This window comes from Halomarina litorea, assembly GCF_024227715.1.
Lineage (GTDB): Archaea > Halobacteriota > Halobacteria > Halobacteriales > Haloarculaceae > Halomarina > Halomarina litorea.
In genome coordinates this window covers 1,094,199-1,108,155 of record NZ_CP100448.1, presented here as the reverse complement: position 1 = coordinate 1,108,155, position 13,957 = coordinate 1,094,199, and the positions used below count along the sequence as shown (strand labels likewise).

The following is a 13,957-nucleotide window of genomic DNA, read 5'->3' as shown; positions in this document are numbered from 1 at the left end:
GTCAGGCGGTAGCGAGGTCACGCCGGATGGCGTCTTCGAGGTTGTCCAGTTCGCCGTCGAGGTTCCGCTTGAAGAACTTCTCGACGCCGGGAAGCTTCCCGTCGACGGTGAAGCGGTTGGTGAGGCGGGTTCCGCCGCCGTCGACGGCCTCCAGTTCGTGCTCGCCGACGACGCGCATCACCTTCGAGCGCCCAACGAACCGGACGTACTCCGGTTCCCGGCGGTCGGTCTCGCGCGTCTCGATTGGGATGGTCCGATTGACGAGCGGGATGGGGAGTTTGACGTGCCACGTGGCAGTCCCCTCGCCCGTCTCCTCGAACTCCGTGACGACGCTGATTGGGCGGGCGCGTTTGGCCGGGTCCGCGATGAACGACCAGACGTCCGCGGGGGGTGCATCGAGTTCGAACGTACGCTCTACCCGGACGGTCATGGACACCCTTCACGCCCCGGCGTAAAAACCTCCTCGGGGTTGCCGGAACCCCTACGCGCCGCCGGGAGTCACGCGCCACGTGGTCGAGCGAGCGCGACCCCACTTCTCGATCTCGACGTCCTCGGTGCTGTCGGCGAGACGCGGGAGTCGGGACCCCACCTGCTTCGCCGACAGTCCGATGCTCTCGGCGATGCGCTTGGCCCGGAAGTAGCGGTCCCCCCGCGCCACGCTCTCGCGGAGGTGGTCGAGGATACGCTGGTCTTCGTCGCTCAACTCTGCCATACCCATCGATAAGGGATTCGGCGGATTAACGATTTCGGCTACCCGTAGAGGTGGAGCGCCGCGATGAGGATGCCGCCGGCCAGCATCGCCGCCGCGAAGCCCCACCCCGAGAGCACCTGATCGTGGCCCGTCGCCGCGACGTACATCACGAACGCGCCGCCGATTCCGAGCAAGCCGAACACCATCGCGAGTCCCATCTCCATGTCGGTCCCCGACGCGGATTCTGTCATACCACCTCTCGCGCGTCGAGCGGGTAAAAACCTCCCCGATTCGACGAGCGTGGTGGAGTCGTCATACATCGTATGCCGCGATAGCAAATGGGCGGTCGAGAGTTCTTCGCTCGACATGACGCCCGGCGACAGCGAGGTGTCGCCGGACCACCCCTGAGAAAAGGTGACACACCTCGCAGGATTCATGCCCCGACCGGTCGAGAACGCTCTATGGTAACGGAACGGGAGTCGAGCGACGTCGACGTCCTCGACTCGTTCCGGCAGTTCTTCGCGCTGGAACGCGACGTGCTCGCCCTCTCGCTGGCGATGCTCGCGTTCAGCCTCGCCTTCCAGATGACGAGCCGATACGTCCCGGAGTACCTCCGGGTGCTGGGTGCGAGCGCCGCCGTCGTCGGTCTCTACGGGAGCGTCGGCAACCTCGTCGGGGCGCTGTACCCCTATCCCGGTGGGGCGCTGTCGGACCGAATCGGCTCGCGGGTCGCGCTGACGGCCTTCGGGAGCGTCTCGACGCTCGGCTTCGTCGTCTGGTACCTCGCGCCGACGTTCCCCGACAGTCTGGGGGGCCTCGCCCTGCCCGCGTGGACGTGGGTGTTCGTCGGCCTCTTTCTCACGCAGGGCTGGAAGTCGTTCGGCATCGGGGCGACGTTCGCCATCGTCAAGCAGAGCGTCCCGCCGGACCGACTCGCGATGGGCTTCGCGAGCACCGAAATCTTCCGCCGGGTCGGGTTCCTCCTCGGTCCCCTCATCGCCGCCGCACTTCTGGCGACTACCGCGGGCTTCCTCGACGGGTTTCAGGCCGTCCTCCTCGTGGCGGTGGGGTTCGGCGCGGCGGCGACCGTCGCCCAGCACTACCTCTACGACGCGAGCGAGGACACCGTCGGCAAGCGGTTCGAAGGCGTCCGACAGGTGCTCGCGGACCTCCGAACACTCCCCGCAACCCTGCGGCCACTGCTCGTCGCCGACACCCTGATTCGGTTCGCCAACGGGATGGTGTACGTCTTCTTCGTCATCGTCGTCACCGAGTTCCTGGGGGTAGGATTCGCGGGCTTCGGCGTCACACTCCGGCCCGACGCCTTCTTCGGCGTCCTCCTGGCCGTCGAGATGGTCGTCGCCATCGCGACGAAAGTTCCCGTCTCGAAACTCGCCGAGCGCACGGGGCTGAAACCCGTCGTCGCCCTCGGGTTCGCGGTGTACGCCGTCTTCCCGGTCCTCCTGATTGTCGCCCCGCCCGACCAGTGGGTGCTGGTCGCGCTGTTCGCCTTCTCCGGCCTGCGGTTCGCCGGCCTCCCCGCCCACAAGGCGCTCATCGTCGGCCCGGCCGAACGCGACGCGGGCGGGCGCGTGACCGGGACGTACTACCTCGTGCGCAACACCGTCGTCATCCCCTCGGCGCTCCTCGGCGGGTGGCTCTACGGACGGGACCCGCAACTGGCGTTCGGATTGGCGACAGCAGTCGGTCTCGTCGGCGTGGGCTACTTCCTCGCCTTCGGCCGTGAGTTCGAGGCGTACGCCTGACCCGGCGACACCCGCGGTCGAACGGCGCGAAGGGCGGTCCGGTCACGGCACTCACTTCCCGACGGGGAGTCCGGAGTGCGGCCCTCGCCCACCGCAGGAGGTGCCGGGTCGAGCGAGCGATAGCGCGCGCACAGAAGCGAGGCACGACGGGTTTTGGCGACGAACTGTCCGCACACAAAGCATATTACTGCCCTGTCGAGTGTCACGGCATGGACACGAGAACCCTCCTCGTCGCGGCGGCGGTCGCCGTGACGGTCCTCTCGGTCGGCACCGCGGCGGTCGCACCCGACGTGGTGGCCGACCCGCCCACGGACCCGCCGCCGGAGAGCCACCTCTCCGTCACCGAGATGACTATCGGTCCCGGCACGGTGACCGGCGAGACGGCGACGCTCCGGGTCGAGACGTTCCTCGACCACCGCGGCGGCCCGGCGGAGAACGTGACGGTGCTCGTCCGGGCCGTCGACAGCGAGTCTGGGATGCTGGAGACAGTCGAACGGGTCCGCGTCGGTGACCTCACCGCGGCCCGCGAGCGGGGCGTGCCCGCGAACCTCACCGTCGCCCGCGAGGGCGGCTACCGCATCGAGTCGGTCGTCTACGTCGCCGACCGGCGCGTCGAGACTGCCGCCCGGACCGTCAGCGGTCTCGACGGCCTCCGGCCCCCCTACCTCCGGTCGGGCCTCCAGTTCCACCGGTTCTCGGGGGCCGACCTCCCCGCAGTCGAGTTCAGCGTCCGTTCGGCGGGCGACGGCCGGACGACCCTCGACGTCTCGGCGTTCTTGACGAACACCGGCGACGACCCGGCGACCGACCTCGAACTCGTCGTGAAGGCCCGGCAGGCCGACTCGAACATCGTCGCCGACGAGGCCCGCGTCGCCATCGGCGAGGTGCGCTCCGGCCGGACCGTCACTCCCTCGGTGAACCTCACCGTCCCGACCGACTACAACTACTACCTCGACGCGGTGTTGCTGCGCGACGACGTCGTCGTCGACACCGTCCGCGCGCCCGCCGCCCTCGACCCCACGGAGACCATCAGCGTGAACACCACCAGACGGGAGGTCGACCTCGAAGTGAGCGACTTCGAGTCCGACACGAACGGTCAGGACAGCCCACAGCCCACCCCGAGTGACAGAGCCACGACCAGCGGCGACGGCCCCGGCTTCGGCGTTCTCGCCGCACTCGCCGCACTGCTCGCCGCCGTCGGCATCGCCCGGAGGCGGTCGACGTGACCGAGACTGGTACGCCGGAGACGGACGCGGACGGGGAGACGGACCGACGGTCCGGGGTCGCGGGCCGGTCGCAGTCCCGGTCGGCGCCGGACGGCGGCAGCGGCCTGCGCTCGCTCGACCGCGGCGAACTCGTGCGGTACGTCCAGTACGGCGCGCTGGCTGTGCTCGTACTGGTCGTGCTGGTGGCGACGGCCAACCTCTACACGAGCGTCTCGGCGGCCATCGACGTCTGGGTGAGCGACCGGTACCGACCGCTCTACCACGCCGCGTTCAACGCCGTCGTCCTCCTCGTCGCCGCCTCGGGCGTCGTCGCCGTCCTCCGGCGGCGCTGAGGTCCGCGGTCTACCGACCGGCTTTCTTTCCGTCGAGGTCGGCCCGACGGAGTGCACCACGTTTTTGTGACGCGCACGAGAACCACCGGTCATGGCTGAAGACGACGAGACGCCGACCGAGGAGTCCAGCGACGACGCCGGGGAGGAGAAGTCCTTCCGAGAGCGCGTCGAGGAGATCCGCCAGCAGCGAGCGGAGGAGCGCGACGGCGAAGAGGGCGAGGGCTCCCCCGAGGAGCGACTCGAGGAGGCCTTCGGCGGCGGTGGCGGCCCCGGCGGCATGGGCGGCGGCAACCCCTTCGCCCAGATGATGGGTGGCATGATGGGTGGCGGCGGCGGCCCCGGCGGCATGGGCGGCGGTCCCCCCGGTATGGGTGGCGGCCCCGGCGGTCCCGGCGGCCGTGGCCGCGGCCCCGGTGCCAGCGAGGAGGGTGGCAACGAGGAACTCGTCCGCGAGATCCGCAAGACGCGCGACGAACTCCACGACCTGCGACGCGAAGTCGGCCGCATCGCGGACGCTCTCGAAGAGCGGTAGACGGACACCGACGCACGACCCTTCGTTTTCGCGGCCTCAGAAACTCGTGAGGCTCGCCTGTCGCGCCCGGTCGTCGGGACCCTCACGCAGGTCGTAGCCCACGAGGTCACGCAGGTCCACGGCGTAGACCGTCCCCTCGCGTTCGAGGACGAGCAGTCGACCCTTCGTCCCGACGACCCGACCCGTGAGCATCGTTTCCGCGACGGGCCGGCCCGAGAGGTCGAACCCGTAGTCGAAGTCGAAGCGCTCGATGACGCGGAAGTCGGCGAGGAGCGCCTCCCACGCCCCGTCGTCGACCGCCCGGTGGAGGCCGGCGAGTTTCGTCGCCACGCGCACCTGGTCGCCCACCTCGCGGGCGATGTCGGCTTCCACCTCGCGGGCGACGCGCCCGTCCGAGACGGTGTGGACGTGCGCTGCGCGGTCGGCCCCCTGTTCTTCGAGTCGCGTCGGGAGTCGCCACGACCGGGTGACGCCCACCTTGAACGTCGCCGGGGCGAACGCGGCGAGGTAGACCGCGTGTTCCTCCTCGGAGTCCGCGTTGCTCGCCACCGACCACGGCACGGTGTGGGTGGGACAGTAGGGCGCGCCGGGGTTCGAACAGGGGGCGTGGCGGCCGTTCTGGACGGTCCCGGCGCAGTGACGTTCCCCCAGTCGGAAGGCGAGGTCCGTCCCCGGCGTCAGCGGGAGGGCCTCGACGACGTCGTCGCTCGCCACGCGGAGCGACGGGTCGAGGGGGCGATAGCCGACGACTTGCACGCACCGTCGTACGCGCGCGAGGGTGAAACGCTGTTCGAATCGGCCGACCCGTCAGCCGCCCGACAGCCGCCCGTCCGATGTCGGCCAGAAGAGCCATACTCGGCACAGTAGCGCTACAGACAGCTTTTTAGCGCGGTTCGCTGTATCAGTCGGTTGCAACGATGGTCCCCCTGCAGCCCGCGACCCAGTTCGTCCTCGGGATGCTACTGGCGAGTCTCGTCGCCTTCGTCGTCGGCACGCGCGTCTTCCTCCCCGACACCTCGCCCTCTTCGCCGTCCTCCTCGTCGTCCCCGCCTACTACCTCTCGCGGCGGGTCGACCCCGAGTGCGTCCTCGGGTTCGCCTCGCGTGGGCAGTGACCCGGCCCCCTCCGCGAGGTGACGTCCACGTCACCCGCCGACACTCGCGTCCGCGGGGAGCTATACCCCACGAGGACGTATCCACGGGTATGCGCGAGGACCCGCTAGTCACCGCCGACACGCCCGAGAGCACCGTCCACGTCGCGGGGACGGACCACGTCACGCTCGTGGGGAGCAACGTCGAGGACACCGTCGGGTTCTACCGCGACGTCCTCGGGATGCCGCTGGTGATGCGCCAACCGAACCTCGACGACGACGAGGTCGAACACCTCTTCTTCGACTCGGGGGACGGCCGCCTCGTGACCTTCTTCTGTGACGGGTCGGAGAGCCACGACGGGGCACAGCGACCGGAGACGGGCGCGGTCCACCACCTCGCGTTCAGCCTCGACCCGGGGCGGTTCCGCGAGACCCGCGAGAACCTGCGGGAGGCGGGCCACCGCTTCTCGGAGTTCGACCGCGGGGCGTTTCACTCGCTGTACACCCGCGACCACAACGGCCTGACGATCGAACTCGTCGCCGACAAGTTCGCCATCCCCGAGGACAGGTACGGGGAGGTGCTGGCGACGGCACAGTCGCTCAGGGAGGCGGCGGGCGCGGAGTACGTCCGGGGCGAGGACCTGCGGGCGGCGCTGGAGGAACTGGGCATCGAGGTGGTCGAACACGACCTGCCCGACGCGCCGACGGGGACGAGCGTCGAGTGAGGGGAAGAAGACGACGCCCGTCAGGCCGACTCGGCGGGGGGCGTCTCCGGGTCGACGATGGACTCGCCCAGCCACTCATTCGCCCAGCACTCGATTTCCGCGAAGACGGGCTCGAGCGACTTCCCCTTCGGCGTGAGACTGTAGAACGTCGCCACGGGGGCGTCCTCCTCCAGTCTGCGGTTCACGAAGTCCGTCTCCTGCAGGTCGTCGAGGACGCGCGAGAGGGTGCGCGAACTCGCCCCCGTCGAGCGCTTGAGTTCGTTGAACCGCTTCTCGCCCTCCTGCAGGTCGTGGAGGACAATGAGTCGCCACTGGGAACCGATCTGTTCGAGGGAGTCGATGACCGTACACGCACCCTCGCTGTAGCGTTCGTCCGATGGCATAGATGTCACCTGGTGACGTGTACGTCCGGGAACGTACATAGGAGTTCGTATCGTAATCAGGTATACGAATGTCACCAGACACGCCCGAGGCCGGTCCGCACCAGTCGGAGCGACTCGTGACGGGCGGAACGCCCGTCGAAGAGGCCGACGCGGCCCTCGTCGCCGTCCACGGCCGGGGGGCGACCGCACCGAGCATCCTCGAACTCGCCGACGAGGTGAGTCCCGAGGGGGTCGCCCTCCTCGCGCCGCAGGCCGCCCGTAACACGTGGTACCCGAACTCCTTCCTCGCACCGACGGCGTCGAACCAGCCCGGACTCGACTCCGGTCTGCGGGCCGTCCGGAACGCCGTCGGGACGGCCACCGAGGCCGGTATCCCGCTGGAGAAGGTGGTCGTCCTCGGGTTCTCGCAGGGGGCCTGCCTCTCCAGCGAGTTCGTCGCCCGGAACGCCGACAGATACGGCGGCCTCGTCGCGTTCTCGGGCGGCGTCATCGGCCCCGACGACACCCCCCGGGACTACGACGGGGACCTCGACGGCACGCCCGTGTTCCTCGGCTGTAGCGACCGCGACCCCCACATCCCTCTCGAACGCGTCCACGAGACGCGCGACGTGTTCGAGGGGCTCGGTGGGAGCGTCGAGGAGCGCATCTACGAGGCGATGGGACACGGCGTCAACGAGGACGAACTGGCCTACGCGAGGGACCTGATAGAATCGGTCGTGGACGGGGAGTAGTTTCGGGAACTGACCCGTGGTCGGGGCCCGTCTACGGTCATCTCTCCGCACACCGGGCCACGAGCTCCCCTGCCGACTCTCTCGGGCGAGGGCACTACCGGACGGGTCGGGGTCGATAGTCGCGTTCACGCGGCCCGCCGTCACACGTTCAGGGACACGACCGACGGGTCCGCCTCGTCCAACCCGACCACACAGAGACCGGCGTTCGCCGCCTGTCTACCTTCGAGCGCCCTGGACTCCAGTACGACGGACTGGCATTCCTCCGGGTGCCCGACGTTCCGGACGAGGACGCCGATGGTCGGCAGGCCGAACGTCTCGACACCCGAACGCCGTTCCATTCGGGAGCCGTCGTGACGGCCGTCGATTGTAACCCATCGGCTTCTCTCCCCTCGGGCGGTTGACCGAGGACCGGAGGTGCGTTGAGTGACGATACCTCGCACGGCACTCGATTCACGATAGAGTCCTCGAACCCTCTGTCCGCGTTCGCTGGCCTCGGAGGCGAGCAGTTAGCCCACGCATGAGGGGACCGGGTGGCCCTGCCGACGGAACCAGTTGGATATAGCGACTATCGATTCATCCGACCCACACCTGTTTCCCCCCGGGAGACCAACGCACCCCATGCTCACGGGTGACCTCAGCGTCGAGACGGACGACGTCGTCCGGTTCGTCTTCGCCGTCCGGAACGACGGGGACGGCCCTGCGGACCTGACGTTCCGCGACTCCTGTCACGCGGACTTCGCGGTGTACAACGGCGAGGGGGAACGCTGGCGCTGGTCGGACGGGCGGATGTTCATGCAGGTCATCGAACACCGGACGGTGGAACCGGGCGGCGAGGAGACGTTCGAGGGCGAGTGGGAGTCGCCCGAGTCGGGCGAGTTCCTCGCGCGCGCCGAACTGTGCGCGCAGGACGAGTCGTGCGAGGCGGAGACGCGCTTCAGCGTGTAGCCGACATCCCGACCAACTGTTCGGCCGCCCGCCGCACGGACTCGTCACTGGAGAACTCGGGTTCCCAGCCGAGGTCTGCCAGCCTGTCGATGGGGAGGAACACCTTCGGGACGTCGCCGGTCCACCCCCGGTCGCCGCCGGTGTACTCGTAGTCGGGGTCGAGGCCCATCACGTCGCTCACGATGTCGGCGACGCGGGTGACGTCCGTCGTCGTCCGCGTCCCGAGGTTGTAGGTGTTCAGGTCGGCGTCGGCGTGTTCGACGACGTAGCACATCGCCGCGACGCACTCCCCGACGTGCATGTAGGACTTCTCCTGTTCGCCGTTCCCGAGGATGGTCAGGGTCTCGGGGTCGGCCCGCAGTTTCTCGACGAAGTCGGGGACGACGCCCGCGCCGAAGCGCGGGCCGACGATGTTGGCGAAACGAAACGCCCAGACGGTGAGATCGTAGGAGTGGGCGTACACCGAGCAGACCGCCTCTTCGGCGAGTTTCGTCGCGCCGTAGACGCTGATTGGCTCCATCGGGGCGTAGTCCTCGGGGGTGGGTTCGCCCGCCTCGCCGTAGACGGTACACGAGGAGGTGAACGCGAAGTTCCCCACCCCCACCTCGTCGGCGCGTTCGAGCAGCGAGTGGGTCATCCGGGTGTTGGCCGCGAACTGTTCGCGGGGTTCGTCCGTGTCGACGTACTTGTCCGCCGCCGCGAGGTGGAAGACGCCGTCCACGTCCGGGGTGACGACGTCCGCCACGACGCTCTCGTCGAGCAGATCGCCCTCGACCAACTCGGCGTCGTCGGGCACCGACTCGCGCCGCCCGTTCGAGAGGTCGTCGACGACCAGTACGTCGTTGTCCCGCGCGAGTCGGGCGGCGAGTTCCGAGCCGACGAGTCCGGCACCACCTGTGACCACGAGGCGCTGCCCAGCGAGGTTCATGGCGCCAGTCGTCGCGGTCCGGGCAAGTCGTTTGCGGTCAGTTCTGGAACGAAACCGCTTCCCGACCCGACCGCCCACTCGGGCCATGGAAGGCAACGAGGTCACGGTGCTCCGTCTCGGCCACCGCGCCGGGCGGGACAACCGCATGACCACCCACGTCGGACTGACCGCGCGGGCGCTGGGGGCGGACCGCGTGGTCCTCACGGGCAACGCCGCCGGGCCGCGCGGGACCATCGAGGACATCACCGACCGGTTCGGCGGCCCGTTCACCGTCGAACTGACCGACGAACCCAAACGACTCGTCCGGGGCTTCCCGGGGAAGGTAGTCCACCTCACGATGTACGGCCTGCCCGTACAGGACGTCGAGGGCCCCATCCGCGACGCCCACCGCGAGGGATCCCTGCTGGTCGTCGTCGGGGCCGAGAAGGTCCCCTTCGACGTGTACGAACACGCGGACTGGAACGTCGGCGTCACCAACCAGCCACACTCGGAAGTGGCCGGGCTCGCGGTGTTCCTCGACCGACTGTTCGAGGGACGCGAACTCGACCGGGCGTGGGAGGACGCGGACAGACAGGTCGTCCCGATGGCGACCGGCAAGCAGGTCGAACCAGTCGACCCGGACGTCGCCTCCGACGACGCCGAGTAACGCTACCGCGTTCTCGCGTGAGTCCTCGACGACGAGTGGTGCGGTCCCCGTCTCGTCGATGAATCACGTGATGCGATACGAAATCAGGAAGGCCGATTCTCTCCCGGTGAGAGCCGGGAGCGACGTTCACGTCCGTTCCCGACGTACACCGACCATGAACCTGCGAACGGTCACTCTCGGACTGGCCAGTGCCGTCACGACCTTCCTCCTCGTCGGCGCGATACTCCTCGAAGTGCTCGGCGGCCTGTACGGCGAGAGTCCGGGCGTGGGCATCCTCGGCGTGTCAGTCGGCTTTGCAGCGGGTCTCGGGGCAGGTGTCGTCGTCGCGGCCACCGCCGACCGACTCTCGGGAGTCACCGCCGCGGCGCTGATCGCGTACGGGGCCTTCGGCGTCGCGTTCCTCGCCGTCGCCGGACTGCGGTACGTCAACGTTCCCGGTGCGGACGAAGTGTTCACCCTCCCGGTCCACCTCGCCGTCAGTCTCGTCGTCGCCCTCGTGGCGGCGGCACTCGCCGAACGCACGCAGGCGGCCGATGGGACGACGAGCGCCTGACCCCCGTTCCGGGTCGCCGGTATGCACCGCGAGGAACTGGGGGCGATGGACGCCGACGAGTCGTTCGACTGGGGGACCGACCACAACGAACTGGCGGCTCGCGCGGTCGAACACGCTCCGGACCGGGCGGACCTGCGTGCGGTCGACATCGGTGCCGGAGAGGGTCGCGACGCCGTCCACCTCGCCGTCTTCCGGAACCCGGCGTGAGTCGGGAGACCCGCCGTCGTCCTCCGGTCGTCATTCTTCGGGGTCGCTGGGTCCCGTCCCGTCGGCCGACCCCGCGTCGTCCCGGTCTTCGACCCGGCCGACGAGCGACCAGTGGCGGCGTTTCCCGTCCCGGTGCGGTTCGGTCGTGACGTGGTAGACGTAGACGGCGCCGGAGGCCCCGTCGTCGCGCTGGTGACGCATGTGGACCTCGGTGTACCCCTCGTGTTCGAGGACGCGGACGACTTCCTCGCCGGCGCCCGGTTCGACATCGGGGAGCTGTTCGCTGCGGGCGCGGAGTAGTTCCTGCGCGTAGACGATAGCTTCCCGCAGATCGTGGCCGTCGAGGCCCCGGAGGCAGTCGGCGACGTCACTCGGCAGGTCCACGGGCGGGGTGGGGTCGGAGTCGTCCATACGCCGTCGAGGGACCCGAGGGGCAAAGCCGTGTTCCGGGCGGGGCCGACGGCCGGTGGAGCGGAAGTTTTACCCGGGTACCTCGCCCAGATTTCCGTAATGGCTTTCGAGGAGCTACTGAACGACCCCGTCATCCAGAAATATCTCCACGAGCTGGTTGGCCCGACGGGGATGCCCGTCGCCGCGGCGCCCCCCGACGGTGAGGTGACCGACGAGGAACTCGCGGAGGAACTCGGCCTCGAACTCAACGACGTGCGCCGAGCGCTGTTCATCCTCTACGAGAACGACCTCGCCTCCTACCGCCGCCTCCGCGACGAGGACTCCGGCTGGCTCACCTACCTGTGGACCTTCGAGTACGAGAACGTCCCCGAGAAACTCGAAGAGGAGATGTACCACCTGCTGGAGTTGCTGGAAGAGCGCCAGGAGTACGAGACCGACAACGAATTCTACCTCTGCCCCGAGGAGTCCATCCGCTTCGACTTCGGGGAGGCGATGGAGTTCAACTTCTCGTGTCCCTCCTGTGGCGCCGATCTGGAGTCGATGAGCAACGACCGCCTCGTCGAGGCGATGGAAGAGCGCATCGCGGAACTCCGGGACGAACTGAACGTGGAACCGGAAGCACAGGCCTAGATGGTCGTCCTCGCAACCAAACTGTACGTGGAGGGCGACGCCCGCGAACGCTCGCTGGACTCGCTTCGCTCGCTGGTCGGCAACGACCTCGGCGACCTCGACGTCGACTTCGACGTGGGGCTCCGGGGCGACGGCTTCCCCTCGGTCACCGTCGAGGGTGAGGACGAGGTGGTCGCCCGCAACCTCCTGCGCGAGACGTGGGGGGAGGTGACCGACCAGTTCGAGGACGGCGAGGAGTACGTCGGCACCCTCGAATCGTGGGACGAGGACGGGTTCGTCCTTGACGCCGGGACGCGCGTTCACATCCCCGCCGACGGCATCGGCCTCGGACAGGGGACGCCCGAGCAGATTCGCAAGCGCTTCGGCCTCGTCCAGCACCTCCCGATGCGGTTCGTCTACGGCGAGGAGGGATCCCGACTCGCGGACGACGAGCGCGACCGCCTCTACGAGTGGACCCGCGGCGACGGGCGCGTGAACGTCAACAGCGCCACCCGTGCGGAGGTTCGCGCGACGGTCAACCGCGCGGGCCACGCACAGGACATTGTCACCGTCGAGCGCCTCGGACTGCTCGAACAGAGCATCGTCTGTCGCGAGGGGACCGACCCGCCCGGCCTCCTCGCGAGCATCGGGAAGTACGTCCCCGCGGAGTTGCTCTGCGTCGTCCCATGAGGCGACTCGCCGCGCTCGCGTTGCTCGTCTTCCTGACGGTGAGTGCGGGGTGTACCAGCCTCTTCGGGCCCGGCGAACTCAGCGACGACCAGTTGAACGAGCAGGCGACCTACGACTGGGACCGCCGAGCGACGGTCACCATCGACATCCACACGAACAACTACACCGCCGTCTACCGGGTCGAGAACCGCACGCTGGAGGTGTATGGCAACGACGCCCTCGGACTGGAGCGACCGCTCGACGTGCAGGGCGTCCGGTTCCGGTACGCGAACGGGACCGTCGTCGCTCCCGCCGACACGCCCGGGTTCAACATCACGCAGGGCCGCGAGCGCCTGACCATCACCACCCCCGCGGAGAACGGGTCGGTGGCGTTCACGGTGCCCAAGACGGGCAAGACGGTGACGGTGCCGGTGTTCATCGAGGACGCCTCCCACGAGGTCATCATCCCGCCGGAGACGGACGTGGCGGTGCCCCTCCTCGGGAAGGTCAGACCCGCGCCCACCTCGACCGAGGACGTCGACGGCCGCATCCACATCTACTGGGAATCGGTCAGCGCGGGGGCCATCTCGGTGCGCTACTACCTCGACCGCGACCTGCTCATCTTCGGGTCGCTCGTCGGCGTCATGACCATCGCCGGCATCGCCGGCGCGGCCTACTACCTCCGGCAGATTCGCGAACTCGAACGTCGAAGGGAGGAGGTGGGACTGGACGTCGACACGGGCGACGACCGGCCCTGACCGGCCCGACCGCGGCCCCTTTTACCGCCCCGCTCGTAGCGGACGTCATGCGCGTCGCGCTGGTCACCGTCGGTGACGAACTCCTCGCAGGCGAGACCGTGAACACGAACGCCGCGTGGCTGGGCGAACAGTTGACGGAACGCGGCGCGAGCGTCGAGCGAGTCGTCACGCTCCCCGACCGCGAGGCGGACATCGCCCGCACCGTCAACGAGTACCACGCCGAGTACGACGCCGTCGTCGTCACCGGTGGGTTGGGACCGACCCACGACGACCTGACGATGGCGGGCGTCGCGGCGGCGTTCGGCCGCCCGCTCGAACGGAACGAGGAGGCCCTCGCGTGGCTGGAGGACCACGGCGGTTACGCCCGCGCCGACCTCGCGGCGGGGACCGCTGACCTCCCCGCGGGGGCGCGCGTCCTCCACAACGAGGCGGGCGTCGCACCGGGGTGTGTCGTCGAGTCGGTGTATGTCCTCCCGGGCGTGCCGAGCGAGATGAAGGCGATGTTCGAGTCGATACGCGAGGAGTTCGAGGGCGTTCGACTGCACGTCGCCACCGTCGAGGTGGACGAACCGGAGAGCGCGCTGGTCGACCGGTTCGAGGAGGTACAGTCGGCGTTCGACGTGACCCTCGGGAGCTACCCCGGCGACCACGTCACCGTGCGGGTCAGGGGCGAGGATGAGGCGGCAGTCGAACGGGCCGCGGCGTGGCTCCGCGAGCGAGTCGAACTACTGGACGAGGAGTGACTCAGCGCGTGA

At 69.0% G+C, this 13,957-nt stretch carries 22 protein-coding genes; 14 read left to right on the top strand and 8 right to left on the bottom strand.

Annotated features, from left to right (window positions below):
- Position 1: 1 nt before the first annotated feature.
- Genes NKG96_RS06110 through NKG96_RS06100 form a run of 3 tightly spaced genes read right to left on the bottom strand, consistent with a single transcriptional unit; the run spans position 2 to position 942 of the window.
- Positions 2-430 (bottom strand): SRPBCC family protein, encoded by a 429-nt coding sequence (locus tag NKG96_RS06110; protein ID WP_254537602.1) that lies wholly within the window; start codon positions 428-430, stop codon positions 2-4.
- Between the two features lie 51 nt (positions 431-481).
- Positions 482-712, bottom strand: a complete 231-nt coding sequence (locus NKG96_RS06105) for a DUF7123 family protein (protein ID WP_254537601.1) — start codon at positions 710-712, stop codon at positions 482-484.
- Between the two features lie 38 nt (positions 713-750).
- Positions 751-942, bottom strand: a complete 192-nt coding sequence (locus NKG96_RS06100; RefSeq protein WP_254537600.1) for a DUF7525 family protein — start codon at positions 940-942, stop codon at positions 751-753.
- 210 nt (positions 943-1,152) lie between these two features.
- Between NKG96_RS06100 and NKG96_RS06095 the strand changes: the two genes are divergently transcribed.
- The 4 genes from NKG96_RS06095 (at position 1,153) to NKG96_RS06080 (ending at position 4,547) form a co-directional block, all read left to right on the top strand.
- A complete protein-coding gene (locus tag NKG96_RS06095; RefSeq protein ID WP_254537599.1) occupies positions 1,153-2,457 on the top strand; it encodes an MFS transporter in 1,305 nt (434 codons plus the stop codon).
- A gap of 209 nt (positions 2,458-2,666) precedes the next feature.
- Complete coding sequence (locus tag NKG96_RS06090) at positions 2,667-3,683, top strand: DUF7490 domain-containing protein (RefSeq protein ID WP_254537598.1); 1,017 nt, start codon at positions 2,667-2,669, stop codon at positions 3,681-3,683.
- Complete coding sequence (locus NKG96_RS06085; protein ID WP_254537597.1) at positions 3,680-4,015, top strand: DUF8060 family membrane protein; 336 nt, start codon at positions 3,680-3,682, stop codon at positions 4,013-4,015. The genes NKG96_RS06090 and NKG96_RS06085 overlap by 4 nt, the downstream gene beginning before the upstream one ends.
- A 91-nt stretch (positions 4,016-4,106) precedes the next feature.
- Complete coding sequence (locus NKG96_RS06080) at positions 4,107-4,547, top strand: hypothetical protein (RefSeq protein WP_254537595.1); 441 nt, start codon at positions 4,107-4,109, stop codon at positions 4,545-4,547.
- Between the two features lie 36 nt (positions 4,548-4,583).
- Here the strand turns inward: NKG96_RS06080 and NKG96_RS06075 are convergent, their stop codons facing one another.
- Positions 4,584-5,303 (bottom strand): DUF2797 domain-containing protein, encoded by a 720-nt coding sequence (locus NKG96_RS06075; RefSeq protein ID WP_254537594.1) that lies wholly within the window; start codon positions 5,301-5,303, stop codon positions 4,584-4,586.
- Positions 5,304-5,750: 447 nt separating this feature from the next.
- On the opposite strand from NKG96_RS06075, the gene NKG96_RS06070 reads away from it, so the two are divergent.
- The gene (locus NKG96_RS06070) at positions 5,751-6,362 is read left to right on the top strand and encodes a VOC family protein (RefSeq protein WP_254537593.1); all 612 of its coding nucleotides are present in this window, start codon (positions 5,751-5,753) and stop codon (positions 6,360-6,362) included.
- A gap of 20 nt (positions 6,363-6,382) precedes the next feature.
- Here NKG96_RS06070 and NKG96_RS06065 read toward each other — a convergent pair whose 3' ends face one another.
- Positions 6,383-6,745 (bottom strand): winged helix-turn-helix transcriptional regulator, encoded by a 363-nt coding sequence (locus tag NKG96_RS06065; RefSeq protein ID WP_254537592.1) that lies wholly within the window; start codon positions 6,743-6,745, stop codon positions 6,383-6,385.
- 68 nt (positions 6,746-6,813) lie between these two features.
- Here NKG96_RS06065 and NKG96_RS06060 point away from each other — a divergent pair, with 68 nt between their 5' ends.
- Complete coding sequence (locus NKG96_RS06060) at positions 6,814-7,476, top strand: alpha/beta hydrolase (RefSeq protein WP_254537591.1); 663 nt, start codon at positions 6,814-6,816, stop codon at positions 7,474-7,476.
- Between the two features lie 140 nt (positions 7,477-7,616).
- On the opposite strand, the gene NKG96_RS06055 is transcribed toward NKG96_RS06060, so the two are convergent.
- Positions 7,617-7,814, bottom strand: a complete 198-nt coding sequence (locus tag NKG96_RS06055) for a hypothetical protein (protein ID WP_254537590.1) — start codon at positions 7,812-7,814, stop codon at positions 7,617-7,619.
- 280 nt (positions 7,815-8,094) lie between these two features.
- On the opposite strand from NKG96_RS06055, the gene NKG96_RS06050 reads away from it, so the two are divergent.
- Positions 8,095-8,421, top strand: a complete 327-nt coding sequence (locus NKG96_RS06050; RefSeq protein ID WP_254537589.1) for a BsuPI-related putative proteinase inhibitor — start codon at positions 8,095-8,097, stop codon at positions 8,419-8,421.
- On the opposite strand, the gene NKG96_RS06045 is transcribed toward NKG96_RS06050, so the two are convergent.
- Positions 8,411-9,349 carry an NAD-dependent epimerase/dehydratase family protein gene (locus NKG96_RS06045; RefSeq protein ID WP_254537587.1) on the bottom strand — a complete coding sequence of 313 codons (939 nt, stop codon included), beginning with the start codon at positions 9,347-9,349 and terminating at the stop codon, positions 8,411-8,413. The two genes, NKG96_RS06050 and NKG96_RS06045, sit on opposite strands and share 11 nt — an antisense overlap.
- Before the next feature lie 85 nt (positions 9,350-9,434).
- Here NKG96_RS06045 and NKG96_RS06040 point away from each other — a divergent pair, with 85 nt between their 5' ends.
- The 3 genes from NKG96_RS06040 (at position 9,435) to NKG96_RS06030 (ending at position 10,755) form a co-directional block, all read left to right on the top strand.
- On the top strand, positions 9,435-9,995 hold the full coding sequence (locus NKG96_RS06040) for a tRNA (cytidine(56)-2'-O)-methyltransferase (RefSeq protein ID WP_254537585.1): 561 nt from the start codon (positions 9,435-9,437) through the stop codon (positions 9,993-9,995).
- Positions 9,996-10,149: 154 nt separating this feature from the next.
- The gene (locus NKG96_RS06035) at positions 10,150-10,548 is read left to right on the top strand and encodes a DUF8147 domain-containing protein (RefSeq protein ID WP_254537584.1); all 399 of its coding nucleotides are present in this window, start codon (positions 10,150-10,152) and stop codon (positions 10,546-10,548) included.
- Positions 10,549-10,569: 21 nt separating this feature from the next.
- Entirely contained in the window at positions 10,570-10,755 is a 186-nt protein-coding gene (locus tag NKG96_RS06030) for a hypothetical protein (protein WP_254537583.1), read from the top strand.
- A 30-nt stretch (positions 10,756-10,785) separates the two neighbouring features.
- On the opposite strand, the gene NKG96_RS06025 is transcribed toward NKG96_RS06030, so the two are convergent.
- Complete coding sequence (locus tag NKG96_RS06025; RefSeq protein ID WP_254537582.1) at positions 10,786-11,166, bottom strand: hypothetical protein; 381 nt, start codon at positions 11,164-11,166, stop codon at positions 10,786-10,788.
- Between the two features lie 99 nt (positions 11,167-11,265).
- On the opposite strand from NKG96_RS06025, the gene tfe reads away from it, so the two are divergent.
- Genes tfe through NKG96_RS06005 form a run of 4 tightly spaced genes read left to right on the top strand, consistent with a single transcriptional unit; the run spans position 11,266 to position 13,945 of the window.
- Positions 11,266-11,796: a transcription factor E gene (tfe, locus tag NKG96_RS06020; RefSeq protein ID WP_254537581.1), complete on the top strand. Its 531-nt coding sequence runs from the start codon at positions 11,266-11,268 to the stop codon at positions 11,794-11,796.
- A complete protein-coding gene (locus NKG96_RS06015; protein WP_254537580.1) occupies positions 11,797-12,465 on the top strand; it encodes a DUF2110 family protein in 669 nt (222 codons plus the stop codon).
- Positions 12,462-13,202: a DUF5803 family protein gene (locus NKG96_RS06010; protein WP_254537579.1), complete on the top strand. Its 741-nt coding sequence runs from the start codon at positions 12,462-12,464 to the stop codon at positions 13,200-13,202. Before NKG96_RS06015 ends, NKG96_RS06010 begins: the two co-directional genes overlap by 4 nt.
- 47 nt (positions 13,203-13,249) lie before the next feature.
- Complete coding sequence (locus NKG96_RS06005; protein ID WP_254537578.1) at positions 13,250-13,945, top strand: competence/damage-inducible protein A; 696 nt, start codon at positions 13,250-13,252, stop codon at positions 13,943-13,945.
- Positions 13,946-13,957 lie beyond the last annotated feature (12 nt).

Coding starts and splice junctions, on each gene's coding strand:
- NKG96_RS06100 (WP_254537600.1), bottom strand. CDS start 942: ATGACAGAATCCGCGTCGGGGACCGACATGGAGATGGGACTCGCGATG.
- NKG96_RS06065 (WP_254537592.1), bottom strand. CDS start 6,745: ATGCCATCGGACGAACGCTACAGCGAGGGTGCGTGTACGGTCATCGAC.
- NKG96_RS06030 (WP_254537583.1), top strand. CDS start 10,570: ATGCACCGCGAGGAACTGGGGGCGATGGACGCCGACGAGTCGTTCGAC.
- NKG96_RS06055 (WP_254537590.1), bottom strand. CDS start 7,814: ATGGAACGGCGTTCGGGTGTCGAGACGTTCGGCCTGCCGACCATCGGC.
- NKG96_RS06005 (WP_254537578.1), top strand. CDS start 13,250: ATGCGCGTCGCGCTGGTCACCGTCGGTGACGAACTCCTCGCAGGCGAG.
- NKG96_RS06080 (WP_254537595.1), top strand. CDS start 4,107: ATGGCTGAAGACGACGAGACGCCGACCGAGGAGTCCAGCGACGACGCC.
- NKG96_RS06025 (WP_254537582.1), bottom strand. CDS start 11,166: ATGGACGACTCCGACCCCACCCCGCCCGTGGACCTGCCGAGTGACGTC.
- NKG96_RS06110 (WP_254537602.1), bottom strand. CDS start 430: ATGACCGTCCGGGTAGAGCGTACGTTCGAACTCGATGCACCCCCCGCG.
- NKG96_RS06090 (WP_254537598.1), top strand. CDS start 2,667: ATGGACACGAGAACCCTCCTCGTCGCGGCGGCGGTCGCCGTGACGGTC.
- NKG96_RS06010 (WP_254537579.1), top strand. CDS start 12,462: ATGAGGCGACTCGCCGCGCTCGCGTTGCTCGTCTTCCTGACGGTGAGT.
- NKG96_RS06105 (WP_254537601.1), bottom strand. CDS start 712: ATGGCAGAGTTGAGCGACGAAGACCAGCGTATCCTCGACCACCTCCGC.
- NKG96_RS06015 (WP_254537580.1), top strand. CDS start 11,797: ATGGTCGTCCTCGCAACCAAACTGTACGTGGAGGGCGACGCCCGCGAA.
- NKG96_RS06070 (WP_254537593.1), top strand. CDS start 5,751: ATGCGCGAGGACCCGCTAGTCACCGCCGACACGCCCGAGAGCACCGTC.
- NKG96_RS06035 (WP_254537584.1), top strand. CDS start 10,150: ATGAACCTGCGAACGGTCACTCTCGGACTGGCCAGTGCCGTCACGACC.
- tfe (WP_254537581.1), top strand. CDS start 11,266: ATGGCTTTCGAGGAGCTACTGAACGACCCCGTCATCCAGAAATATCTC.
- NKG96_RS06045 (WP_254537587.1), bottom strand. CDS start 9,349: ATGAACCTCGCTGGGCAGCGCCTCGTGGTCACAGGTGGTGCCGGACTC.
- NKG96_RS06050 (WP_254537589.1), top strand. CDS start 8,095: ATGCTCACGGGTGACCTCAGCGTCGAGACGGACGACGTCGTCCGGTTC.
- NKG96_RS06095 (WP_254537599.1), top strand. CDS start 1,153: ATGGTAACGGAACGGGAGTCGAGCGACGTCGACGTCCTCGACTCGTTC.
- NKG96_RS06060 (WP_254537591.1), top strand. CDS start 6,814: ATGTCACCAGACACGCCCGAGGCCGGTCCGCACCAGTCGGAGCGACTC.
- NKG96_RS06040 (WP_254537585.1), top strand. CDS start 9,435: ATGGAAGGCAACGAGGTCACGGTGCTCCGTCTCGGCCACCGCGCCGGG.